Source organism: Enterobacter sp. Y17 (assembly GCF_019730495.1).
Classification (GTDB): domain Bacteria; phylum Pseudomonadota; class Gammaproteobacteria; order Enterobacterales; family Enterobacteriaceae; genus Enterobacter; species Enterobacter asburiae_B.
On sequence record NZ_JAASKP010000001.1, the window covers coordinates 1,282,821 to 1,306,033 of the forward strand.

Below are 23,213 nucleotides of genomic sequence, written 5' to 3' on the forward strand. Positions count from 1 at the left end.
AACGGAATGACCACCACAGCCGTATGTTCCCCCTCACCCCAGCCCTCTCCCTCAAGGGAGAGGGGCCGTCTTGCGCGCTAATCAATTAATGCGGAATAATCCATTAACAATTGCGTAAAACAATTTAACAGTTTTATCATAGCGACGAATTCACCAAATGGTTCGTAAATAATTTTACAACTCCGAATTCACCCGTATTAATCATTCTTCCCTCCGCATTTATTACCCAACTGGTACACACCCAGCACGACGGGGGGATCTTAAGGAGACAGAAATGGCATTTGGCAGCGCGCCACGTGGGATACCGCGTATCCTGCAGTGGCTCCTTGCCGGACTGATGTTGCTCATCGGTCTGGCAGTCGGCGGGCTGGGCTTTAAGCTCGTCACCGTAGGCGGAAGTGGATACTTCCTGATAATGGGCGCGGTGATGGTGATTGCCGCGATCCTGATTTTCCTCAATCGCAGCAGCGGGATCGTGCTTTACGGCATCGCCTTTATTGCCTCGCTGTTCTGGGCGGTAGGCGATGCGGGCTGGGATTTCTGGCCGCTCTTCTCTCGCCTGTTTACCTTTGCCGTACTGGCCTTCCTCTGCGCCATCGTCTGGCCTTTCCTGCGCGCGGCAAACCACAGCGTTGCGAACAAGGCGCCCGCTTTTGGCGTCGCGGCCGTGCTCGCGGTGGCGATGCTGGTCAGCCTGGGCTGGATGTTTAAGCCGCAGACCCTCGTGGCAGCGAACGAGCCCGTTCCGGTGAAACCCGTCGCCCCCGGCGAGCAGCAAAAGAACTGGGCGCACTGGGGTAATACCACCCACGGCGACCGTTTCGCCGCGCTGGACCAGATTAACAAGCAAAACGTCCGCGATCTGAAAGTCGCGTGGGTTGCGCACACAGGCGATATTCCGCAGAGCAACGGCTCCGGCGCGGAAGATCAGAACACGCCATTGCAGATTGGCGACACGCTGTACGTCTGTACCCCGTACAGTAAAGTGCTGGCGCTGGACGTGGATTCCGGCAAAGAAAAATGGCGCTACGATTCCAAAGCCACGGCGCCTAACTGGCAGCGCTGCCGCGGCCTGGGCTATTTTGAAGACCATTCCAGCGTGACAACGTCACAGGCAGAGACACCGCCTGCGGCATGCCCTCGCCGCCTGTTCCTGCCGACCACCGACGCCCGCCTGATTGCCATCAACGCGGATGACGGAAAGGTCTGCGAAGACTTCGGCGACCATGGCACCGTGGATCTGAGCGTCGGCATGGGCGAAATTAAGCCCGGCTATTATCAGCAGACCTCCACGCCGCTGGTCGCCGGGAATGTCGTTGTCGTCGGCGGTCGCGTCGCGGATAACTTCTCCACCGGCGAACCGCCGGGCGTGGTGCGCGCCTACGACGTTCACACCGGTAAGCTGGCGTGGGCGTGGGATCCGGGTAATCCGAACCTGACCGGCCTGCCGCCGGAAGGCCAGACCTACACGCGCGGCACGCCGAACGTCTGGTCAGCAATGTCCTACGACGCTAAGCTGAACCTGATCTACCTGCCAACCGGCAACGCCACCCCGGACTTCTGGGCGGGCGAACGTACCGCGCTGGACGATAAGTACAGTTCCTCCATCGTCGCCGTCGACGCAACCACCGGTCAGGTGCGCTGGCATTTCCAGACGACCCACCACGACCTGTGGGACTTTGACCTGCCTTCCCAGCCGCTGCTGTACGACCTGCCCGACGGTAAGGGCGGTACCACGCCCGTGCTGGTGCAGACCAGCAAGCAGGGCATGATCTTCATGCTTAACCGCGAAACCGGCAAGCCGGTGGCGAAGGTAGAAGAACGTCCTGTCCCTGCGGGTAACGTTGAAGGTGAACGCTACTCTCCGACCCAGCCGTATTCCGTTGGCATGCCGATGATTGGCAACCAGACGCTGACCGAATCCGACATGTGGGGGGCGACGCCTGTCGACCTGCTGCTGTGCCGTATTCAGTTTAAAGAGATGCGTCATCGGGGCGTCTTCACCCCGCCGGGTCTCGACCGTTCCCTGCAGTTCCCTGGCTCTCTCGGCGGGATGAACTGGGGCAGCGTCTCCGTTGACCCGAACAACAGCCTGATGTTCGTCAACGATATGCGCCTGGGCCTGGCAAACTACATGGTGCCGCGCGCTAACGTGGCGAAAAACGCCAGCGGCATCGAGATGGGCATCGTACCGATGGACGGCACGCCGTTCGGCGCGATGCGCGAACGCTTCCTGTCGCCGCTGGGCATTCCGTGCCAGAAGCCGCCGTTCGGCACCATGTCGGCCGTTGACCTGAAAACCGGCAAGCTGGTGTGGCAGGTGCCTGTCGGCACGGTGGAAGATACCGGGCCGCTGGGCATTCGTATGCACATGCCAATCCCAATCGGCATGCCGACGCTGGGCGCATCACTCTCTACCCAGTCCGGCCTGCTGTTCTTCGCCGGCACGCAGGATTTCTACCTGCGCGCGTTTGATACCGCCACCGGGAAAGAGATCTGGAAAGACCGTCTGCCGGTCGGCAGCCAGTCCGGCCCGATGACCTACGTGTCGCCGAAAACCGGTAAGCAGTACATCATCATCAACGCCGGGGGCGCCCGACAGTCACCGGATCGCGGTGATTACGTTATCGCGTACGCGTTACCCGATAAGCAATAAGATGTGAAAAAGGGACCGAAAGGTCCCTTTTTTGTAGGTCAGATTTTGTAGGTCGGGTAAGCGAAGCGCCACCCGACACTGCCGACAACTCAGAACGTCTCCCAGTTATCCCCGGGAACCGTCGCCGCCGGACGCAACGGCGCGTTCTTCGCCACTGGCGCAGACGTCACCGCGCGGCCCGACTTTGCACCGCTCAGACGAAACGCCCCGACCGCCTCGGTCAGACGCGCGCCCTGTTCTTCCAGAGACGCGGCGGCCGCAGAGGCTTCTTCCACCAGCGAGGCGTTCTGCTGGGTCACTTTATCCATCTCAGAAATCGCCTGGCTCACCTGCACAATACCGCGGCTCTGCTCATCGGACGCGGCGGCAATCTCCAGCATGATGTCGGTCACGCGTTTAACCGCTTCGACGATTTCATTCATGGTGTTACCGGCAGCCACAACCTCACCGGAGCCCTGGTCAATCAGCGAGACCGATTCGTTAATCAGGCTTTCGATCTCTTTTGCGGCATTCGCACTGCGGCTTGCAAGGGTTCGAACTTCGCTTGCCACCACGGCAAAACCGCGCCCCTGCTCGCCCGCCCGCGCCGCTTCAACCGCCGCGTTAAGCGCCAGGATATTGGTCTGGAACGCAATGCTGTTGATGACGGCGGTGATCTCGGAGATTTTTTTCGAACTGGTGGAGATATTGCCCATGGTTTTGACCACGCCTGAGACCATCTGGCCGCCGCGGCTGGCTTTCCCGGAGGCATCTTCCGCCAGCTTGCTGGCATGATGGGCGTTATCGGCATTCTGTTTCACCGTCGCGGTAAGCTGTTCCATGCTTGCAGCGGTTTGCTCAATGGCGGCGGCCTGCTGCTCGGTGCGCGAAGAGAGATCGGTGTTACCGGCAGAAATCTCGCTCGTGCCGCGGTAGATCTCCTCCGCCCCCTGACGTACGGTCCCCACCGTGTTTTCAAGCGAGTGCTGCATGGTTTGCAGATCGCGCGTCAGGCGGCCAATTTCGCTGCGCCCGGCCACGTCGTCCGGCATCGTCAGGTCGCCTTTGGCGATATTCTCGATACGTTTCGCTGCACGCTGCAAAGGATTGATTACCGTGCGGCGCAGCACGACAAAGGTCATCGCCGTCAGCACCAGCGCCAGCGCAAACGCGCCCACCATAAACATCAGGCCCAGCTGCGTGCGGCTGTGCGCCTGCGCCGTCAGCGCATTGGCACGCTCGGTGCGGATCTTAATCGCCTTCAGCAGCACGGCGTTGTAAGCGTCATCCAGCGGACGCGCCGTTTCGTTTTCGTGGTTGATAATCGCTTCGAACATGCCGTTTTTGGCGAATTTCACCATCGGCTGCATGCCCGCAATATAGGCGTCGTACCGCGCCTTGAGATCCTCATCCAGCGCTGCACCCTCAGCGGTACGCACGGCACGATTCATATAGGCGGTAAAGCTCTCCTGGGACTGCTTAATGCGCGTTTCCGCCTCGCTGATGTTCTGCTTCATCGCATCCATCTCCGCGATGCGGCTTGCAGCACCGGCGTGGATCAGATTGATACGCGCGGTACGCAGATGGTTTGAGCTGTTCGACAGCCCCATACGCACCTGAATTTCGGACGTGACATCCTGCTGATCGTTATCGGCCTGCAGCAGGAAATACCCCGCCAGACCCGAACTCAAGGCGAACAGAAGAATAATGCCACCGAGAATGGAGGAAAACAGCGGAACCAGCCTGATGTGATGCAAGAAGCTCAGCTTGCGCTGCGCCTGCATCGAAGTAGTGTTGTCCATGACCGTCGACTCTCTTATAGGTAAGATGCGTAAAAACATGCGTGTTAAATAGTCATCGGCACGGTGGGGATTTAGATTACGGCTAAAAACGCCGCACTGGTCACACTTTAGAGAAGATTATTAAAGAAACGCCAGCGGCGAAAAACCGCTGGCAGAAGAGTTACTTGTCGCCGAAATGAATGACGGTACGGATGGATTTTCCTTCGTGCATCAGATCGAACGCGTCGTTGATCTGCTCCAGCGGCAAACGGTGGGTAATGAACGGGTCGAGCTGAATCTTGCCGACCATAGCATCTTCAACCATACCCGGAAGCTGGGTACGGCCCTTCACGCCGCCAAACGCGGAACCGCGCCATACGCGACCGGTGACCAGCTGGAACGGACGGGTTTTAATCTCCTGGCCCGCGCCGGCCACGCCAATGATGATGCTCTCGCCCCAGCCTTTGTGGCAGCATTCCAGCGCGGAACGCATCACATTAACGTTGCCGATACATTCGAAGCTGAAGTCAACGCCGCCGTCGGTCATCTCAACGATGACGTCCTGAATCGGTTTATCGTGATCTTTCGGGTTCACGAAATCGGTCGCGCCCATTTCACCCGCCAGCCTGAATTTCTCCGGGTTGGTGTCGACCGCGATGATACGCCCGGCCTTCGCCTGTACCGCGCCCTGAATCACCGCCAGACCAATGCCGCCGAGACCGAACACCGCCACGGTGTCGCCCTCTTTGACTTTTGCCGTGTTATGCACCGCGCCAATACCGGTGGTCACGCCGCAGCCCAGCAGGCAGACTTTATCCAGCGGCGCCTGCGGGTTCACCTTCGCCAGGGAAATTTCCGCGCAAACGGTGTACTCGCTGAAGGTGCTGGTGCCCATGTAGTGGTAAACAGGCTCGCCGTTATAGGAGAAACGGGTGGTACCGTCCGGCATCAGCCCTTTCCCCTGAGTGGCGCGAACCGCCTGGCAGAGGTTGGTTTTACCGGATTTACAGAACTTACACTCGCCGCACTCCGCGGTGTACAGCGGGATAACGTGATCGCCAGGCTTCAGGCTGGTCACGCCCTCGCCCACTTCCACCACAATCCCGCCGCCTTCATGACCCAGCACCGCCGGGAAGACGCCTTCCGGATCGTCACCGGAGAGCGTAAACGCATCGGTATGGCACACGCCGGTATGGGTGATTTTGATCAGCACTTCGCCTTTTTTCGGCGGTGCCACGTCGATTTCAACGATTTTCAGCGGCTGGCCGGGACCAAATGCAACTGCAGCGCGAGATTTCATCATGTCTTCCCTTTTTGTCAGGTGTGTGGGTTTATTTTAGATAAGAGCGCAGCAAATGGCCGACTTCCGCCATGCGTACGGCTCGCTGATCCGGCGTGGTTTCCCCCGTCACCAGTTCATCTTTGAGGTGAATTTCAACCATTTCGCCCATCAGGCCATTGGCAGCCCCTCGCACGGCGGCGATTTGCTGCAGAATGGCCAGACAGGGGTCGCCCGACTCCAGCGCGCGTTCAAGGGCATCAACCTGACCCCGAATGCGGCGGACGCGAGTAAGAATACGTTTTTTATCTTCGGGTGAATGCGGCATACGCCCTCCTGATACTATAGGGGGGTATGGTACCTATTTTATCCTTAAGATGTAAACACTCTGTTTTTTATGGTTAATGCGCATTTCGTTAACGTTACGTATTACTCCGGCAGCGCTATCCCTGAAATCTCGGTACAAATATCAATGAGACGCTCCTGCAATACAACGTCGTGCGCCTGCGGATTAGCCGTCATGCGCTTCATGTGGTAGAAATATTTCCCCGTTACGTCAGCCTCAGAATCACGGCTGGCGGCAAGCCAGGCCTGGGTCAGGTGCGCCTGGTCCATATCGTCCGGGGCATGCGGCCCTCCCATCTTTGTCGGCACCCAGCCAGGCTCGAGGCTGTTACTACGCACATCACGCCAGCGACGCGCAATAGCAAAAGCCAGCATAGCGTCGTGCAATTTGCTCTCCGCATAGGCGTCTGAGCCATTCCAGCAACGTTTGCGCCAGAGAATATCATCCAGGTTTGCCCGGGCATGATGATGCATACCCGAACTCAGATAGACGAGGCGCTGTGGACGTTCAATCAACGCGGTGAGGATGTAAGCCGAGAGCGTGTTGATCGCGAAAACATGCGGCAGCCCGTCGCGGGTCAGGCGATACGCTTCATTGTAGCCAACGGCAGCATTGTGGATGACGGCATCGAAGCGTCCCAGGGCGTTGACACGTAATGCCGTTTGCCTGGCACCTTCAATTGTCTCCAGGTCACCGACAACGACGGCTTCAGCCTGCGGTAAGGCGCGTTGGGCATCTTCTGCACGGTTCGCATTACGCGCGTGCAACACAACCTGATGTCCTTGTTGAACCAGCAGTTCGGCTGCCATCAGACCCAGGCCTGTGGACGAACCGGAGATGAAAATGCGTGACATATAATTTCTCCAGATTAGTAAACCGACAGCAAGCGCTGCCGGCTCGAATGTTTATTCAGGATTGCTGCATGCGAGACGCGCTCGCAATCAGCGCCCCCAGCAGCGCACAGACCGCACCAGACAGATACACAGCGGCATAACTAAACTGACCGGCGATCAGGCCAGCGACTGGCCCGGCGATTCCATAAGCGACATCCAGAAATGCAACGAATGCGCCCATTGCGCTGCCGCGGTTGGCTTGTGGAACACGTCTTAAGGCTTCGACGCCCAGTGCGGGGAAAACCAGCGCACAGCCCAGTCCGGTAACCAGAGCACCTGCAAGTGCCATCCATTCGTTTGAACCCAACCACAGCATTGCCTGGCCTAGCGCTTCAACCACCAGTGACCAAACTGCAACGCGATAGCCGCCTATTTGGTCTGGCAGATGCCCCAGGGCGAGGCGAACGAAAATAAAACCCAGACCAAACGCAGTCATCACCAGGCCGGCGTTCTGCCAGTGATGTGCCGCAAAGTACAGCGAGGCAAAAGCGGTTAGTCCTGACAACCCAACGCCCTGCAGCATTAATCCCAGCCCTTCGCGCCAGATGCGCCCTACTACGCGATGGAATGGCAGTCGCGGACCTCCAGGCGATATATATGATGGGGTACAAAATACAACCAGAGCGGCCAACATCGGTGCAGCAATACAGGCAATCATCGCCATTGCGAGGCTGTAATGCTGATATAACGCCATGCCAACAGGAGCACCAATCGACAGCGCCGCGAACATCGCGATGCCGGTCCAGGACATGGACATACCGGCGCGCTGAGGGCCAACTGAAGCAATTGCCCAGGAGACACATCCCGTCACGAACTGACTTTCGCCAAAACCGGCCATCAGACGACCTGCGATAACAATGCAAAGGGTTGCAGCAGGCGATAAATCCGTTACCGAAGCCACCAAATACAGCGCCCCTGCTATCGCTGAAAGGATTGCTCCCTGGAGAGCAGAACGTTTACCGCCCTGCTGGTCTGTAAGCCGTCCGGCATAGCCGCGGGTCAGGACGGTGGCCAGAAACTGGATGCCGATCACCAGTCCCACCACGAGGTTGCTGAAGCCGAGATGGCCATGGATGAACAATGGAATCACCGGCAGTGGAAGTCCGACTGCCAGATAGCCAAAGAAAAGTGCGGCAATAACGCCCGTTGCCGGGCGGGGAAGCAGGACGCGCGGGGTGTTATCCTCCGCGAACCGCTTTATGGCGAGGGCTCCCATGTCATTATCCTTTATGAAATATGATTAAGAGGGTTGAACGGCCCGGTGTATCAGGCCGCTCTGTCATCAGGATGCTTTAAAAAGATCGATGTGATAGCCGCTGGCGTTGAGCAGGTAATCACGAGAAACGGTTATCTCTGTACTGAGCGCCGCCAGATCAATATCCACCAACTTGCCCGCACGTTTACGAAGCTGGCCGGCCACCATCACGGTATCCACATCAGACCGCTCTATCGCCTGCACGACGGTACCAATGACGTTGGTTACCGGGAAAACAGCGGCTCCGCTGGTGCGAACCATAATAATGTCGGCCTGCTTGCCTGGCGTAAGGGTGCCAATCTGGTCCTCCAAACCGGCCGCACGCGCGCCATTAACCGTTGCCGCTTTCAGGACGTCCTCGGCCGTGATGGGTGACGGCACATTGTCCTCACCACGGAAGCGACGGTAGCGCATAGCCGATCGCTGTTGCCCGAACAGAGCATGCATTTCCCCGAACATATCGCTGCCAAAGGCAGTATCAAGGTCAATGCCCAGTGCCGGGGTCAAGCCGCGATCGACAGCCTGCTGGTAGGCAAAACTTTCATCGTCGAAGCCAAATAGCGCATCCGACCGTGGATTGACCGTGATGTTCACTCCTGAATCGGCCAGGAGCTTCCACGTATCCTGAGGAACCCTTGAACAGTGGTTGAAGATGTTATGTGTGCCCAGTAGGCCCGGCGTGGCAAACTCAGGGCCGAGATTGGCGAGATCGCCGATGAATTCGGTCAGAATGCGCATATCGAGTTTGCGAGCGACCTTCCACCAGTCAAGATTGAGCTGACCAAACAGACCAACGTGCACCAGGCTGTCATTTGTATTCCAGCTTAGCGACAGCCGCTCCAAATCCGCAGGCAAATGCGCCGACGAAGCTTCTTTATCCATTGCTGCACCGACCATATGTAACGCACGGATGCCGCTTTCCTTTAGAGCATCTAATGCTGCATCAGTATGCTCGGGGCTGCGCGAGTTGTGGCAGGCATCAATGATGGTAGTAATACCAGCGTCCAGTGAGGCAAGTGCCGTGAGCCTGGTACTCAGGTACATGTCCAGAGGACGATAATGTTTGCCCAGTTTCTCTGCGACCACATCAATGTAAGCAAAAAGATCGTCGACATTTGGCATCATGCGGCGCATCACGCCAAGCCACATATGGTGGTGAGCATCCACCAGGCCGGGCATAACAATATGGTCAGCTGCATCGATCACCTGGGCATCATCCGCCTGCAGATCCGGACCCACTGCTGCGATACGGTCGCCATGGACGAGAACATCGCCCACGGAGAGGTTGGGAATATCGGCATCCAGAGTAAGGATGATGCCGCCTTTAAAAAGAGTGCGCGTCGTTGTCATTTCGTATTCCTCAGGGTTAAGTGATGCCGTTCGTTGCGAGGTTTGCCCAGCCGGAGACAGGTAAAATAGCGCCCGGCAACGAATTGGCTGACACAATAGGTTGCGCACCATTTTTGATAAAGGTAGTTTTATGCAAATTATATTTGAATAAATTCAAAGGTGAGTCTCTATGAGTTTTGACGGAAGGCTACTGTCAGGATTGAGCGTGTTGGCCGCAGTTGTCGAGGCGGGTAGTTTCAGTCGCGCTGGCGAGGTGCTGGGACTATCCGCTTCTGGCGTAAGCCGATCGATAGATCGTCTTGAAGAGAGGCTCGGAGTGCGTTTGTTAAACCGTACGACGCGTACGATGAACCTGACGAACGAAGGCCGGGCTTTGTATGAGCGCGCCTCGCCACACCTTGAAGGTATTGAAGTTGCGGCAAGCTACGTATCCGGTGCCGCCATTGCTGTACGAGGATCATTACGGGTCAGCGTTAATCCAATCTTCGCTCGTTATATTTTGGCCCCGAAACTGCCTCTTTTGCGCGAACGTCACCCGGAACTGGAACTTACAGTAGTGCAGCAGCCTGACGTAGGGGATCTTGTGACGGAGGGTATAGATGTTGCGGTGCGTTTCGGGCCACAGCTCCCCTCAACTATTTCTTCGAAATTGCTCTTTCAGACGCGCGTACTCACTGTGGCATCACCGGCATATCTGAAACGGCATGGTCGACCTGCGCATCCTGAAGAACTAGTCACGCATGAGTGTATTCAGTATATCGATCCTCGCCGCGGGAAACCGTTTGAGTGGGAATTCCGTCGCGATCGCGAAGTACTGGCTATTGATACTCACGGTCATTTGACGACAACCGATGTAGACCTGATGGTGCAATCCTGCGTAAGTGGTGTTGGCATTGCTCAGGTACTTTCACTCAGCGTTACGCAATTGATCGCTGACGGAGTGTTGATCGAACTTTTTCCGGAATGGCCAGGCGAAACCTATCCGCTGTATATCACGCGGCCATCTCGTCGACTGCCCCCCGCTGCTGTCGAAGCCTTTATGGAATTTTGCGCTGAAATTTGCGCAAATCATGAAGCGAACTGAAAAAAAACTATCAGCTGTTGGCCGCACTTTAGCGGCGAGCAGCTGATAGCCTCAGCGATACTCACGAAATTTGTCTGTTCACAAACATGACCCCATTCATTTATTCCTTATTCGATATTATTTACTCTGCCTCAACATGTACGCTGATATTCAGCCGTTTTGCTTCCATGGATATCATTTTTTGGGCAAGAGCCATATTGCCGCCATGTACTTGATCTATTAAGTGTTGAACGAGAGTCATCATCAAATAATCCTTATTAGCCGGATAAAATTCGGTCATATCAATCCCGCTATCCTGCAGCTGCTGGTGCGTAGATCTCTCCGTTTCAGCAACTATTTCGGCTACTCTGGCCTGCATCTTGTCGATTTGCTCAAATACAATACGGTTTATGATTTCGATTTGTTCTGGCTTTAAGTCCTTTTCCATCATTACCTCTCATAAAATTTTGTAGCTTAGAAAATTTGGATTATGACAAACCTAATATAAGTATAGGAAGTGAGTCTTCATTCATCATTCAGCAGTATCATAGGTACGACGGAACGATTAATGCCGCACAACGATATACCGCCAGTCTACCCTCTCCATAATCAGCAAGATCGGTCAGGATTTTGGACGTTCGGAGAGGCAAAGTAGGTCATCAGGAGGATGCAATGTACGATGCAATCAAAACGGCTTACCGCGAGCGCTTCACGACGGTGTGCGACTATATCGCCCAACATCTCGATGAACCGCTTACGCTGGAGAAGCTCAGCGCGTTAGCCTGCTGTTCGCCTTATCATTTTCACCGGCAGTTCCTGGCGTTTAGCGGCCAGCCTTTGTATCGCTATATTCAATGGTTGCGCCTGCGTCATGCGTCCTGGCGACTGGCGTTTAATCCTCAGGATAAGGTGATTGATATTGCGCTCGATGCCGGGTTCCAGAGCCCTGAATCGTTCAGTCGCGCCTTCAGAAACGCGTTTGGAAAAAGCCCGCGTCAGTTTCGGCAGCAGCCGGACTGGCTGAACTGGCACCAGCGCGTACCGAAAATGACCTTCCAGGAGCAAAAAACGATGGAAATTAAAATTGTTGATTTCCCACAGACCCAAGTGGCAATGCTGCAGCACCGTGGTAGCCCGGATCGGGTTAATGACAGCGCGGCGAAATTTATTGCATGGCGTAAAACCACGGGCCTATCGCCAGTACACGAAAGCAGCACGTTTGGTATTGCCTGGGATGACCCGGCAACCACACCCGCAGACGCCTTTCGTTTCGATATCTGCGGCAGTATCTCTGAAGCGATACCAGAAAATGAATTCGGGGTTTGCAGTGGCGAAATCGACGGTGGACGTTACGCTGTTGGCCGTCACACGGGGTCTCTGGATACCATTTCCGCCACGGTGTGGGCGATGTTTCGCGACTGGCTACCGGCCAGCGGCGAAACGCTGCGCGACGCCCCGGTATTTTTCCACTACCTCAACTTTATTCACGAAGTGCCGGAACATGCGCTGCAAACCGATATCTACCTGCCGTTAAATTGACTCTCCCTAATTGACCGCCATGTATGCCGGGCGGCACAGCGCTTGCCCGGCCTACGGTTCCCTGCCAGCCTGCGCCAGCGTTTGCAGCTCCTCCTTAAGCCAGCGGGTCGCCCCCCGCTGGCCGCTGCGTTTATGCGAGTAAATTTTCACTTCAAACGTGCGTATCGAAAACGGTAAAGGAAAAATCCTCAGGTCCGCTGCCGCAGCCAGCTTCTCAGCGGCAAAACGGGGGATTGCCATCAGCAGGTCGCTTTCGGCAACGATAAACGGCGCGCTCAGCATCGACGGCGTTTTGATCGCGATTTGTCGGGTATAGCCCAGTTGTTCGAGCCGCACGTCCAGAACGCCCTGCTTCTCATTCCATGGCGTCACCACCAGATGGCGGGCCGCGAGATAATCCTCCAGCGTCAGACGCGTCCGGCGCGCGTTGCCGATGACCACATACTCATCTTCAAACCAGTCGATCTCTTCCAGCTCCGGGTGCCGAATATCATCCTGAGTGCTGAAACCCAGCGCGAGATCCACTTCGCCCGCCAGCAGTTCCGTCAGCGCCGGGCTGTGCGGCAGATAGCGCAATTCGAAACGCAAACCCGGGGCAGCAAGCTGCAGTTTGTGCATCAGCGCCGGGAAAATGCACAGCGCGGTAAAGTCCGTAATCCCAATTTGTAAGCTTTCGGTACTGCTGGCCGGGTCAAACTCCGGCTGCGGGGTCAGCTCATGATTGAGGAACGACAATGCGGAAGCAATGGAAGGCGCGAGCTGATTGGCATACACGCTGGGGGACATGCGATGCCCTTCGCGAAAAAAGAGCGGGTCATTCAGGGTGATGCGCAAACGCGACAGCGCATGGCTCAGTGCCGATGTGCTCATCGCCAGCTCGTCAGCGGCCAGCCGAACGGAACGGTGGCGGTAAATCGCGTCGAAAACGGGCAGCAGGTTTAAATCAAGACGCCTCAGTACCGGATGCATAATATTCATCTTTTGTTGATTTCATTGCACTTAATTCTTCGGACAATACTCCGTATGCTTAACGCCATCAATCGAACACAGGCTAAAACATAGGAAAAACAATGAGCATCACCATTCGTCAGGCCCGCCCCGAAGATGCGGCGGCAATATACGCCATGATCTACGAGCTGGCGGTGTATGAAAAAGCGCCGGAAGAAGTGGTTACCACGCCGGAGGAGATCCGCGAAACGCTCTTTGGCGCAGGCACAAAAACCGAAGCGTTGATCGCAGAGTGTGAAGGCAAGACTGCCGGCTATGCCGTGTTCTTCACCAGCTATTCGACCTGGCTCGGACGTAACGGGATTTACATGGAAGACCTGTACGTATCCCCGGAGTATCGCGGAAAAGGCGCGGGAAGAGCGCTATTGAAACATATCGCGCAGCTCGCGGTAAAACGGCAGTGCGGCCGCCTTGAATGGAGCGTGCTGGACTGGAACCAGCCCGCCATTGATTTTTACCTGAGCATAGGCGCGCTGCCGCAGTCCGAATGGGTTCGCTATCGTCTTGATGGCGACGCGCTGCTGAATTTTGCCGAATAGCGACACGTGGTACCCGAGATGATCCCGCCCCGCGGGGTCGCTCTGTCATGCCTTTATCCCGTCTCAACAGATGATGAATTTATGCTACCCTTCCATAAATTTCATAAACATATTGCAGAACGCCATGACGACAGCCCCTTTTATCCGACCGCAACTTTCCCTGCCAGACGGTGCCGACAGGCTGCTGTTGCACTCCTGCTGCGCCCCCTGCTCGGGTGAAGTGATGGAGGCTATCCAGGCTTCGGGGATTGACTACACGATTTTCTTCTACAACCCCAATATCCATCCACAAAAGGAATACCTCATTCGTAAGGAGGAGAATATTCGCTTTGCGGAAAAACACGGCGTGCCGTTTGTTGATGCCGATTACGACACCGATAACTGGTTTGAGCGTGCGAAAGGCATGGAATGGGAACCCGAGCGCGGCGTCCGCTGCACCATGTGCTTCGATATGCGTTTCGAGCGTACGGCGCTCTATGCGGCAGAAAATGGATTCAGCGTCATCAGCAGCTCGCTGGGGATCTCCCGCTGGAAAAACATGCAGCAGATAAATGACTGCGGCCAGCGTGCTGCCGCGCGCTATCCGGGTATGGTTTACTGGGACTATAACTGGCGTAAACAGGGCGGCTCCTCTCGCATGATTGAGATCAGCAAGCGGGAGCAGTTTTACCAGCAGGAATACTGCGGGTGCGTTTATTCGCTCAGGGACAGTAACCTGCATCGTAAGTCTCAGGGCCGCCCGCTGATTCGCATCGGGAAACTGTATTACGGTCAGGATGACAATGAGAAATAACGGGTTTCCGGTATAGAGATATATCCGAAAACAGCCCTGATATGTACCGAATTTAGCCTAACGTCTCCCACATCCACAAAGAGCGGCTATCCTTTAATAATCAACAAAAGGAGGCAAAAATGTCTGATTTCGGTACTGATAAAAACACCCAGTTTGCTGAAGATAAAGCAAAAAATAAATTTGACGAGCTTGCAGGTTCCGCGCAGCAGCAGTTTGGTGAATTCGTTGATTCACCAAAGCATCAGGTAAAAGGTGCGGCCAAAAAATATGCCGCGCAGGCCAGCGATGCCGTTTCCGACGTTACTGAAGCTGTCAGAAATAATCCCCTTACCGGCCTCGTCGCAGCGGGTGCGGTCGGTATTGTTCTCGGCCTGCTGCTCGGTCGAAAATAATAAAAGGCCCTTCGGGGCTTTATTTTTCTTAGCTAAACATTCTGACCATGCGGTCTAACTCTTCCTCTTTCACTGCGCGCGATAAATAATACCCCTGAAAATTTTTGACGCCCAGCGCGACTAATTTTTCAAACTTTTCTTCACTATCAACCCCCTCGGCAATACAGTCCGTTCCGGTCATGTCGCTATAAATCTGTATCGCTTTAATCAGGTTATAGTCATTGTCGTTTGCCACAAAATGCTCAACGATATCGCGATCCAGCTTGAGTCCATCAAAATGCACCTGCCGCACCGGGAACATGGTTTGATGGTTAGAGAAGCAGTCATCCAGAAATAATCGACACCCCGTATTACGCAAATGCCGCATGGTTTCAGGGATCCTTTTGTCCTTCGTCACGTCAATATCTTCAGCAAATTCAAAGACCAGCTTTTCGGCCCACTGCGGCTTGAGCAGCATGTCGATAGCTTTCTTTGCCATATCAGGCAATGCATTTCCGGAAGCCAGACGAGGCGGAATATTTACAGAAAAATAGTATTTTCCATTATACTTATTAATCCCTGACACGGCGGCATGGATGACTAACGCCGTTATTTTCAACCATATCTCATGATTTGAAATATCCGTGAGAAAACTGGCCGGCTTGACAATTTTACCGTTTTTATTCCAGCGGATCAGTATCTCAAAGCCTACGCCCTTTTTGTCACGATCGGTAATGATCTGATAAGCGGGGAAGATCTCTTTTTTATATAATGCATTAAAAATTTCTGATTCTTTATCCGTAAAATCCGTATGTTGGCTCCGCCGCTTGATACGTCTTTCCGCGCTGAAATTGTGCGAATCGTTTAGCCACCGCTTAATTAAGCGTAATTTCAGCACGCCTTCCTTACGGTGGGTATAAACCGTTTTATTAGAAAGCCCCATTTCGTCGCACATTTCTTTTACGGACATGCCGCGGTAGAAATTTAATAAAACGTCAATTTCTCTTTTTGTTAGCCACTTTACGGTTTCTTGCGAAGAATTATCCTTGTAGCGATCGCGTAATACGTACGAACGATCTTTAAAAACATGATGGTGTGTATGAATACAGGTTATGACATCTGAAACGCGGGCCAGTCGAATCAATGATAATTGATAACTATTATTTAAAAGAGTGCCCAGGGTGCGATATAGCCAGCTATCCGGCAGGTCGCCATACAGGGTGACGCGTCGAATAACGGGAAGTGCATTGAGTACGGACGCCAGTCTCTTCAGGCTCTCCAGGAGACTGACGATACCTTTTCCGAGAAACACCACAATATGAGCACTCTGATTTATAAGGATATTTTCAAGATCCTGTTGGGATACCTCATCCCCGTCAAAGTGAATATGCGAAGCCTGTATTCCGTACTGGTTAAGGATCAGACGATATCCCTGGAACGTAAAACCGCAGGCGGAGATGACAAATTTATGTTCATCGCACGCCTCATTTCTGAGAGAAATTGTGTGGGTCATAAACTGCTCCTGGGCACTGAGGCGCCATTTCCATTTGTGAATACGTAAAATTTAACGCACCTGTTATAAACATTAATTTTACAGTACAGCCTCAGGGTAAGAAACAGTTATCCGCTGAACTCACAGGAACATCTTTGCGTTAATCACCGTCGTTTAAATATACTTTTCTTTGCAAATAACAACGGCAAATATCTTATTCTCAGGGTATAATGAAAATTCCGAAAAAGAAGAGTGGACACTTCATCTATCGGCTCATTCAAATACGAGAAAAATGCTATGGATAATCACATCTCATCCAGGGCCTTGCTACATCGAAGGGATGTTATAAAGAACAATCCGCGATTCGGTGAGGCAATATTAGAGCACTACACAATTAATGACACCATCTACAAAAAACAACCTTTGTTCTACAAGACAATGTTGCAGGAATCACGGTTTAACATTATCCTCTCCATGTGTTGTTTTATTTTTGGAAATCAGGCCGAGTCAGTTTCAGAGATTAAAGAGTTATGCTCTCGCTATAAAATAGCCAGCCCCAACAGCGTGATTGCGATCATTACGATACTGAGAACCACCGGGCGCATCAGGACCTGGCGCTGCACGGATGACCGACGCAAAACGAGAATCGCGCCAACCGAAAAAGGACTCAATGAACTTAAGCGCTATATGTCCGGCGCTTTTTTGCCCGTCAGCATTCTTTATCCGGCATTTAATATTAATGTTAACCTGCTGGATAATGATATTTTGAGAAACAACTTTTTCCGCCGCGCGGCTGAATATCTTTTCCGGGGATTAACGTTCAGAAAGGTGTTACCTGAGGTGGGGTTATTTATTGATAAAGATGGCGGCCGCATGATTATGCTTTATATCTATCTGCAGGCCATGAAAAATAAATCCGCTCACGGTGCGGTCATTGACTATTCAGCCAGCACGCTCGCAAAGGAATTTTTTGTTTCGCGCATCCACGTCAACCGAATTGTCAAATCGGCACAAGAGGCGGGTTATCTTAAAGATCGTGGTGATGGTCGGATGTCGATATACCCGGCGTTTATCGACCTTGTCGAAAATTATGCCGGTTTATATTTTGCGTATGTTACGCATTACATCAACGTTGTGCCTAAAGAGCGACGCCACGCTCACAACGTGACGTCAACCGTATAATCCAGCAGGCGTTCGGAGTTCCGAACGCCATTCCCCTATCGTTCCCGCAGCGCCTCTTTCGCCTTGTTCAGCGGTTTCAACAGATAATCCAGAATGGTTTTGCTGCCGGTTTTAATATCAACGGTGGCAATCATGCCCGGAAAGACCGGAAATTCCTGACCCTGCTTATTGGTCAGATGGTTACTGTCGGTACGAATATAAACGCGATAGTAATAGACATCCCTTTTCACCTCATCCTGCAGGGTGTCTGGCGAAATCATGGTCACTTCCCCTTCCAGCCCGCCGTAAATGGAGTAGTCATAGGCCGTAATTTTCACCAGCGCTTTCTGGCCGGGATGGATAAACGCCACATCGCGCGGCGAGATTTTCGCTTCGACCACCATCTGATCGTCAAGCGGGACAAGGCTCATCAGCTTGCCGTTCGGCGGAATAACGCCTCCCACGGTCGTGACGTCAATATCCTTCACGATCCCGCGAACCGGGGCATTGAATGTCAGCCGGGTCAGGGAGTCCTCACGCCCTTTCATCACCGAACGCTGGGCCTCAATCTCCGCATTGGCTTTTGCCAGCTCTTCACGGGCGCGAACGTAATACTGGTTTTTCATCTCGGTGATTTTGTTCTCAAGCTCATTTTTTTGACGCTCAAGACGTAACACCTCAACCTTGCTGGCCGCTCCCTGGGTCACCAGAGGACGGGTTAACGACAGCTCGCGCTGCACCAGCCCGGCGCCCTGACGCAACCCGGCCAGCCCTTTTTCGAGGCTTTCACGACGGGACTGGTAAAGCGCCGTTTCCTGTTTGACCAGCTCAACGTCGTCATCCAGCTCCTCCGGAAACGCGAGCTCCGTGTCGTTCACCTCAGCCTTCAGGCGCGCAGCGGTCGCCAGCGCCGCATTCAGGCGAGACTCGCTCTCCAGCACGCTCGACTCGGTTTTTGTCCGGTCAAGCTGCGCGAGCTGCTGCCCGCGTTCCACGATGTCGCCTTCGCGCACCATCAGGCTGTGAATGATGCCGCCTTCCAGAGACTGGATGACCTGCTCATGCGAAGACGGTATGACCTTGCCGCTGCCGGTCGTCACTTCATCCAGATGGAACAGGCTTGCCCAGGCGATAAACACCGCCAGCAGGGCGAACAGGGACCATGCCACCAGCGACGAGCGCGGCAGGCGTGGCTCCTTCAGTCGGCTATTGAAACGAGAGAAATCATTCATGCCGCGCCCTCCTCGACAACCGCCGCTGGCTTCATGGTCACGGTGCGCTGCGCGGCTTTCTGCGGCGCCATGCCGTGCTGGTGCAGGATTGCATCGCGCGGGCCGTCCATCACCACCTTGCCGTTTTCCAGCACGATGATGCGGTCGACCAGGTCCAGGATCGGCAGGCGATGCGTCGCCACGACCAGCGTCCGGCGTTTGCCCAGCCATTTGTGAAGATGCTGAATAAACTGCTTCTCGCTCATTTCGTCCAGCCAGGCGGTAGGCTCGTCCAGCAGCAGAATAGTCGGCGAGGTAATCAGGGCTCGCGCCAGCAGCAGCGCCTGACGCTGGCCGCCGGAGAGACCCGCACCGCCCTCGTTGATGATGTAGTTCAGCCCCATTTTCTGCTTGCGCACAAACTCCAGCGCGCCGCTGTTGACCAGCGCCTGATGAATCTCATCGTCGGTGGCTAACGGGTTCCCCATCAGGATGTTGTCCCGCACGGAGCCAAAGAACAGCCGGGCCTGCTGGCTGAGCAGCTGCATGTCGCGGCGCACGTCGGCCGGGTCCAGATGATTGAGGGCAATATCGTCGAGCAGGATGCTGCCCTGCTGCGGCTCCTGCATGCCCGCCAGCAGCTGCAGCAGCGTGCTTTTACCGGAGCCGTTGCGCCCGAGCACCGCCACGCGCTCTCCGGCGCGGATTTGCAGCTTGCTGATGTTGAGCACGGTGAGTTTTTCTTCCTCGTCGTAATAAAACCCGACGTCCTCAAGCGCATAGTCGCCTCGCAGGTGGGCTTTGTGCACCTTCTTGCCGTGCTGCGGATCGTCAATCGGGCGCTGCATGAGGCCGTCCAGCCCCTTGCGGGCCACCTTTGCCGACTGCCAGCGCGAAAGCACGCCTGAGATCTGCGACAGCGGCGCGATGGTGCGCGACGCCAGAATCGAGGTTCCCACCAGCGCACCGGTAGTCATGTCGCCGCTGATGACCAGGTAACAGCCCACCAGCAGTACCACCGCGTAGACGATGGACTGCACCTCCTGAGTCCAGGTCAGCAGCAGGCCCGTCAGCCAGCGCTGCTTCATGCCGACGCTGGCGGCGACGTCGTTGGTATTATTCCACTGGTTCTGGAAACGCTGCTCGGCGCGCATCAGCTTGATGTCTTCAATGCCCTGCACCGCTTCCACCAGCGTGGCGTTACGGATGGCGGATTCCCGCATCCCTTCGCTGGAGAGTTTCCCCAGCGGGCGCTGCACCAGCAGGCCGGGGATAAGAAGCAGCGGCACGGCGAGCAGGACCACCAGCACCAGCGGCCCGCCAATCATCCACAGAATAAAGACGAACAGCAGGAAGAACGGCAGATCGGAAATCGCCGCAATGGTGGTCGAGGTAATGAGCTCGCGCACCGACTCCAGCTCGCGGATCTGGGCGATAAAGGATCCGGTCGATTTGGAACGCGCGCCGTTTTTAATCCGCAGCGCGTGGGCAAACACGCGTTCAGAGATACGCAGGTCGGCGCGCTTCCCCACCACGTCAGAAATATGCACGCGCAGCATGCGCATGATGAATTCGAACACGATGGCAATCATCACGCCGCCAAACAGCACCCACAGCGTGGCTTCCGACTGCGACGGTACCACCCTGTCGTACACCTGCATGGAGAAGACCATGCCGGAGAGCGCCAGCACGTTGGCGACCAGCGCCACCAGCATAATATCGCTGTAGCGTCGCCAGTCCTTCAGCGCCAGCTGCCAGAACCAGTTTTTCTCATAGGGTTTGATGTAGTCGTCCACGCGGGCATCCGGCGTGGATTCGAGCGGGCGCAACACCATCAGCCCCTTTAACCGCGCCCCGAGCTCATCACGCGTCAGCGTCGTCTCCAGCCCCGCGTCGCCGCTAAACTGCAGGCTGACGTTGCCTTCGCTGTCCATGCGGTTAATGACCGCGATTTGTCCGCCGGTGAATTCCGCCAGCAGCGGCAGGCGCCACGGATCGAGGGATACCGCTTCAGCCGCCACCATACGCATCCCCAGCCCAAGCTGGCGCGCCATCTCCTCCAGCACCAGCTGGCGCGGAGACTGGCTTTCATGATTAATCGTGACCCGCACATGCTCCGCTGAGAAATCCAGCCGGTAGTGCTTCGCGATGATGAGCATGCCCTGCAGCCAGGGTTCGTACTGTGGATGTGTCTTCATAATGCTACGTCCTGTCCAGAGCGTTAATTTCGCACTGAAATGATACCTTTACGGAATGATTAAAAATCGAACACTTTCTAAACGAGCCCGCAAAATAATCATGTGAAATATAGGGTTATGGCTATTCATGTAAAGAAACGCAAAAGGCCGCGGGGATCGCTCCCCGCGGTGTTGTTTTACGCAATTAACAGCTGATGGTTCGCCAGCAGCGTCGCCAGATCCGTCTGCACGCCGTTCAGGGTCACCAGAGTGGTTGGCGAGAACTGACCGCCGGTACCGTCCAGGTCAACCTGGATCTCGGTATTGCTGCCGTTCTGCACCACGCGGATGTAATCGCTGATATTGCCCGCGCTGCTGTCCAGCGTGGCGACGCCGTTCACGTAGCTCGCCGAGCCCGTGCCGGTATAGCCGCTGCCGGAGAGCAGATCGCGCAGATCAATACGATCCGTGTCCGCGGTCCCTTCCCAGGTGCCGACCGTAAAGCCGTTCACCACGTCGTGACCGTTACCGCCCGTTGCATCCGAGGCGTTGATCAGCTTGTAGAGCAACGTATCGTGACCGCCGCTGCCGATGTTGAAGGTGTCGTTCCCGCCGCGGCCTTCGAACTGGTTATCACCGCTGTTGCCGGTAATGACGTCGTCGAAGTCCGAGCCGTTGATCCCCTCAATGTTGAGCAGTCGTGACGTTCCGAACCCGGTGTCCTGCGCGGTAGAAAGGCGCAAATCAACGGTCACGCCGGAGGTCGCATTGCGGTAATCCACCACGTCCATCCCGCCGGTGTTGCTCCAGGTGTCGTAGTCGGAATGGGTATTCCAGCCGCCGGAGCCGTTGTAGGTATAGGTGCCGTTCTCTGCGATAAAGGTGTCGTTATACCCGGTCCCGGTTATGGTCCCGCTGTGGCCGCCGGTGGCGGCTTCGGCCGTCAGGACGTAGCCCTCTTTGCCGTTGCCCGCTTCCAGACCGCTCCAGGTGACGTTATCCGACACGCCGTTGGTGATCTTCAGGATTTCGGCCGAATAGGTTTCATTCGGATCCAGCCCGTAGAAGCTCACCAGCGCAGAGGTATCGTTCGACCCGATACCTGACTGGGCGTTGATGATCTGCGAGGCCACCAGCACGCCCGCGGCGTTGTACAGATTGACCGTGTTGCCGTAGTAGGCGTTGATGCCCTCGCTGTCGACAATGTGCAGGTGCATCGCGGTGCCGTCAGCAATGGTTTTGCTGTTTTGCACCAGCACCACCTTGCCGTTCTGCTGAGAGACCAGCAGATCCTGCGCGCCGTCCCAGTTGTAGTCCACCGCCGCCACGCCGGTCGCGTAGGCAATACCGGACGCCAGCTGGCTGGAGGTCCAGGTGGAACCGTAACCGTTGTTGGTGAACAGCGTTGCCGTCTGCGAGCCGCCGTAGGTGCTGAGCTTGATGATGTCCATCTGCCCGTCACCGTTCCAGTCCACCGCCACCGACAGATACCCCGCCGTGGCGTTAGAGGCTTCCACCGCGCTCTTGGTGGCAGAGAGCTTCCCGGCACCGTCGTTGTAGTAGATCACCCCGCCGTTGTTGTTGTAGCTGCTGCCCAGGTACAGATCCATGTAGCCATCGCCGTTGAAGTCCGCCCACGTCATGGACGCCGCCGTGGTGGTATTCGAGGCGTTTGCCACAAACACGTTCGTCAGGTTCTGACCGATAGAGAGCGTGCCGTTACCGTTGTTGTTGATCACGGTTAACGAGTACGCGCCGCTGCGGTTGGTGTGCTGAACGATATCCACCGTGCCGTCGTTGTTCAGGTCGACGCCGGAGATTTCACGCCCGGAATCGAACTGACCGTAGAAACCGCCTTCGCCACCGGTGCCGTCCGGCGACAGAACGCCGTTGTTGTTCACCAGGTAGGTCAGTGAGTCCATGCCGGCATCGCCGTACGCCAGATCCAGATAGCCATCGCCGGTTTTATCGTACGCAATCACGCCGCCGTACCAGATAGTGGTGCCCATCGCCAGCTGGCTGGCGTTATAGGTGCTGCCATCGTAGGTCCACATCACCTGCGTTGACCCGGCGTAGGTATTTTCCGTCGCGAAAATATCCTGCGTGCCGTTACGGTCAAAGTCGGCGGCGGTCTGGCTCACCACGTAATAGCCGCGGGTGTTGGTCAGCGCATTTCCGGCATAGGTCGAGCTATCGCTGCTGGAGTATGACTGGCCGTTAGCAATGATATTCCACAGACCGCTGCTGTTCATGCCGAGGGTCATGGTGGAGTTGTTGCTGTTCCCCGCCGTGGTTGCCCAGTCGGTATTCACCGAGGTGG

General features: G+C 55.4%; 19 protein-coding genes. 7 read left to right on the forward strand and 12 right to left on the reverse strand.

Features of this window, described 5'->3' with window-relative positions; all coding sequences use genetic code 11:
* Positions 1–274 precede the first annotated feature (274 nt).
* Positions 275–2,656 (forward strand): glucose/quinate/shikimate family membrane-bound PQQ-dependent dehydrogenase, encoded by a 2,382-nt coding sequence (locus HCH49_RS05960; RefSeq protein ID WP_221702363.1) that lies wholly within the window; start codon positions 275–277, stop codon positions 2,654–2,656.
* Positions 2,657–2,745: 89 nt separating this feature from the next.
* On the opposite strand, the gene HCH49_RS05965 is transcribed toward HCH49_RS05960, so the two are convergent.
* The 6 genes from HCH49_RS05965 to HCH49_RS05990 form a co-directional block, all read right to left on the reverse strand.
* Positions 2,746–4,437, reverse strand: coding sequence for a methyl-accepting chemotaxis protein (locus tag HCH49_RS05965; RefSeq protein WP_221702364.1), 1,692 nt, complete (start codon positions 4,435–4,437; stop codon positions 2,746–2,748).
* 160 nt (positions 4,438–4,597) lie between these two features.
* Complete coding sequence (locus HCH49_RS05970; RefSeq protein ID WP_167819251.1) at positions 4,598–5,716, reverse strand: S-(hydroxymethyl)glutathione dehydrogenase/class III alcohol dehydrogenase; 1,119 nt, start codon at positions 5,714–5,716, stop codon at positions 4,598–4,600.
* Between the two features lie 31 nt (positions 5,717–5,747).
* Complete coding sequence (locus tag HCH49_RS05975; protein ID WP_003857256.1) at positions 5,748–6,023, reverse strand: metal/formaldehyde-sensitive transcriptional repressor; 276 nt, start codon at positions 6,021–6,023, stop codon at positions 5,748–5,750.
* A 101-nt stretch (positions 6,024–6,124) separates the two neighbouring features.
* Entirely contained in the window at positions 6,125–6,895 is a 771-nt protein-coding gene (locus HCH49_RS05980; RefSeq protein WP_087822551.1) for an SDR family oxidoreductase, read from the reverse strand.
* A gap of 55 nt (positions 6,896–6,950) precedes the next feature.
* Positions 6,951–8,150, reverse strand: coding sequence for an arabinose transporter (locus HCH49_RS05985; protein WP_214538385.1), 1,200 nt, complete (start codon positions 8,148–8,150; stop codon positions 6,951–6,953).
* 66 nt (positions 8,151–8,216) lie between these two features.
* Complete coding sequence (locus HCH49_RS05990; protein ID WP_221702365.1) at positions 8,217–9,539, reverse strand: amidohydrolase family protein; 1,323 nt, start codon at positions 9,537–9,539, stop codon at positions 8,217–8,219.
* Between the two features lie 169 nt (positions 9,540–9,708).
* Between HCH49_RS05990 and HCH49_RS05995 the strand changes: the two genes are divergently transcribed.
* The gene (locus HCH49_RS05995; RefSeq protein WP_087822548.1) at positions 9,709–10,623 is read left to right on the forward strand and encodes a LysR family transcriptional regulator; all 915 of its coding nucleotides are present in this window, start codon (positions 9,709–9,711) and stop codon (positions 10,621–10,623) included.
* A 121-nt stretch (positions 10,624–10,744) separates the two neighbouring features.
* Here the strand turns inward: HCH49_RS05995 and HCH49_RS06000 are convergent, their stop codons facing one another.
* A complete protein-coding gene (locus HCH49_RS06000) occupies positions 10,745–11,050 on the reverse strand; it encodes a hypothetical protein (protein ID WP_032642577.1) in 306 nt (101 codons plus the stop codon).
* A 224-nt stretch (positions 11,051–11,274) separates the two neighbouring features.
* Between HCH49_RS06000 and HCH49_RS06005 the strand changes: the two genes are divergently transcribed.
* The gene (locus HCH49_RS06005) at positions 11,275–12,141 is read left to right on the forward strand and encodes a GyrI-like domain-containing protein (protein WP_221702366.1); all 867 of its coding nucleotides are present in this window, start codon (positions 11,275–11,277) and stop codon (positions 12,139–12,141) included.
* 51 nt (positions 12,142–12,192) lie between these two features.
* Here the strand turns inward: HCH49_RS06005 and HCH49_RS06010 are convergent, their stop codons facing one another.
* Positions 12,193–13,119, reverse strand: a complete 927-nt coding sequence (locus HCH49_RS06010) for a LysR family transcriptional regulator (protein WP_221702367.1) — start codon at positions 13,117–13,119, stop codon at positions 12,193–12,195.
* A gap of 92 nt (positions 13,120–13,211) precedes the next feature.
* Here HCH49_RS06010 and HCH49_RS06015 point away from each other — a divergent pair, with 92 nt between their 5' ends.
* From HCH49_RS06015 to HCH49_RS06025, 3 genes are all read left to right on the forward strand, one after another.
* Complete coding sequence (locus tag HCH49_RS06015; RefSeq protein ID WP_096149883.1) at positions 13,212–13,688, forward strand: GNAT family N-acetyltransferase; 477 nt, start codon at positions 13,212–13,214, stop codon at positions 13,686–13,688.
* 124 nt (positions 13,689–13,812) lie between these two features.
* Entirely contained in the window at positions 13,813–14,481 is a 669-nt protein-coding gene (locus tag HCH49_RS06020) for an epoxyqueuosine reductase QueH (protein WP_023311652.1), read from the forward strand.
* Between the two features lie 119 nt (positions 14,482–14,600).
* Positions 14,601–14,873, forward strand: coding sequence for a YqjD family protein (locus HCH49_RS06025; protein WP_023311651.1), 273 nt, complete (start codon positions 14,601–14,603; stop codon positions 14,871–14,873).
* A gap of 28 nt (positions 14,874–14,901) precedes the next feature.
* Here HCH49_RS06025 and HCH49_RS06030 read toward each other — a convergent pair whose 3' ends face one another.
* Positions 14,902–16,365: an EAL domain-containing protein gene (locus HCH49_RS06030; protein ID WP_210867214.1), complete on the reverse strand. Its 1,464-nt coding sequence runs from the start codon at positions 16,363–16,365 to the stop codon at positions 14,902–14,904.
* A 276-nt stretch (positions 16,366–16,641) separates the two neighbouring features.
* On the opposite strand from HCH49_RS06030, the gene HCH49_RS06035 reads away from it, so the two are divergent.
* Positions 16,642–17,526, forward strand: a complete 885-nt coding sequence (locus HCH49_RS06035) for a hypothetical protein (protein ID WP_033145482.1) — start codon at positions 16,642–16,644, stop codon at positions 17,524–17,526.
* Between the two features lie 35 nt (positions 17,527–17,561).
* Here the strand turns inward: HCH49_RS06035 and HCH49_RS06040 are convergent, their stop codons facing one another.
* The 3 genes from HCH49_RS06040 to HCH49_RS22375 form a co-directional block, all read right to left on the reverse strand.
* Entirely contained in the window at positions 17,562–18,737 is a 1,176-nt protein-coding gene (locus HCH49_RS06040; protein WP_221702368.1) for an HlyD family type I secretion periplasmic adaptor subunit, read from the reverse strand.
* On the reverse strand, positions 18,734–20,914 hold the full coding sequence (locus HCH49_RS06045; RefSeq protein WP_221702369.1) for a type I secretion system permease/ATPase: 2,181 nt from the start codon (positions 20,912–20,914) through the stop codon (positions 18,734–18,736). Before HCH49_RS06045 ends, HCH49_RS06040 begins: the two co-directional genes overlap by 4 nt.
* A 176-nt stretch (positions 20,915–21,090) precedes the next feature.
* Positions 21,091–23,157, reverse strand: coding sequence for an FG-GAP-like repeat-containing protein (locus HCH49_RS22375; protein ID WP_409410442.1), 2,067 nt, complete (start codon positions 23,155–23,157; stop codon positions 21,091–21,093).
* Positions 23,158–23,213 lie beyond the last annotated feature (56 nt).

Excerpts from the sequence above, each read along its gene's own strand:
- HCH49_RS05965 (WP_221702364.1), bottom strand. The coding sequence starts at position 4,437 with ATGGACAACACTACTTCGATGCAGGCGCAGCGCAAGCTGAGCTTCTTG.
- HCH49_RS05975 (WP_003857256.1), bottom strand. The coding sequence starts at position 6,023 with ATGCCGCATTCACCCGAAGATAAAAAACGTATTCTTACTCGCGTCCGC.
- HCH49_RS05980 (WP_087822551.1), bottom strand. The coding sequence starts at position 6,895 with ATGTCACGCATTTTCATCTCCGGTTCGTCCACAGGCCTGGGTCTGATG.
- HCH49_RS05995 (WP_087822548.1), top strand. The coding sequence starts at position 9,709 with ATGAGTTTTGACGGAAGGCTACTGTCAGGATTGAGCGTGTTGGCCGCA.
- HCH49_RS22375 (WP_409410442.1), bottom strand. The coding sequence starts at position 23,157 with ATGACCCTCGGCATGAACAGCAGCGGTCTGTGGAATATCATTGCTAAC.
- HCH49_RS06040 (WP_221702368.1), bottom strand. The coding sequence starts at position 18,737 with ATGAATGATTTCTCTCGTTTCAATAGCCGACTGAAGGAGCCACGCCTG.
- HCH49_RS05990 (WP_221702365.1), bottom strand. The coding sequence starts at position 9,539 with ATGACAACGACGCGCACTCTTTTTAAAGGCGGCATCATCCTTACTCTG.
- HCH49_RS06045 (WP_221702369.1), bottom strand. The coding sequence starts at position 20,914 with ATGAAGACACATCCACAGTACGAACCCTGGCTGCAGGGCATGCTCATC.
- HCH49_RS06020 (WP_023311652.1), top strand. The coding sequence starts at position 13,813 with ATGACGACAGCCCCTTTTATCCGACCGCAACTTTCCCTGCCAGACGGT.
- HCH49_RS06025 (WP_023311651.1), top strand. The coding sequence starts at position 14,601 with ATGTCTGATTTCGGTACTGATAAAAACACCCAGTTTGCTGAAGATAAA.
- HCH49_RS06005 (WP_221702366.1), top strand. The coding sequence starts at position 11,275 with ATGTACGATGCAATCAAAACGGCTTACCGCGAGCGCTTCACGACGGTG.
- HCH49_RS05960 (WP_221702363.1), top strand. The coding sequence starts at position 275 with ATGGCATTTGGCAGCGCGCCACGTGGGATACCGCGTATCCTGCAGTGG.
- HCH49_RS06035 (WP_033145482.1), top strand. The coding sequence starts at position 16,642 with ATGGATAATCACATCTCATCCAGGGCCTTGCTACATCGAAGGGATGTT.
- HCH49_RS05985 (WP_214538385.1), bottom strand. The coding sequence starts at position 8,150 with ATGGGAGCCCTCGCCATAAAGCGGTTCGCGGAGGATAACACCCCGCGC.
- HCH49_RS06030 (WP_210867214.1), bottom strand. The coding sequence starts at position 16,365 with ATGACCCACACAATTTCTCTCAGAAATGAGGCGTGCGATGAACATAAA.
- HCH49_RS05970 (WP_167819251.1), bottom strand. The coding sequence starts at position 5,716 with ATGAAATCTCGCGCTGCAGTTGCATTTGGTCCCGGCCAGCCGCTGAAA.
- HCH49_RS06010 (WP_221702367.1), bottom strand. The coding sequence starts at position 13,119 with ATGAATATTATGCATCCGGTACTGAGGCGTCTTGATTTAAACCTGCTG.
- HCH49_RS06000 (WP_032642577.1), bottom strand. The coding sequence starts at position 11,050 with ATGGAAAAGGACTTAAAGCCAGAACAAATCGAAATCATAAACCGTATT.
- HCH49_RS06015 (WP_096149883.1), top strand. The coding sequence starts at position 13,212 with ATGAGCATCACCATTCGTCAGGCCCGCCCCGAAGATGCGGCGGCAATA.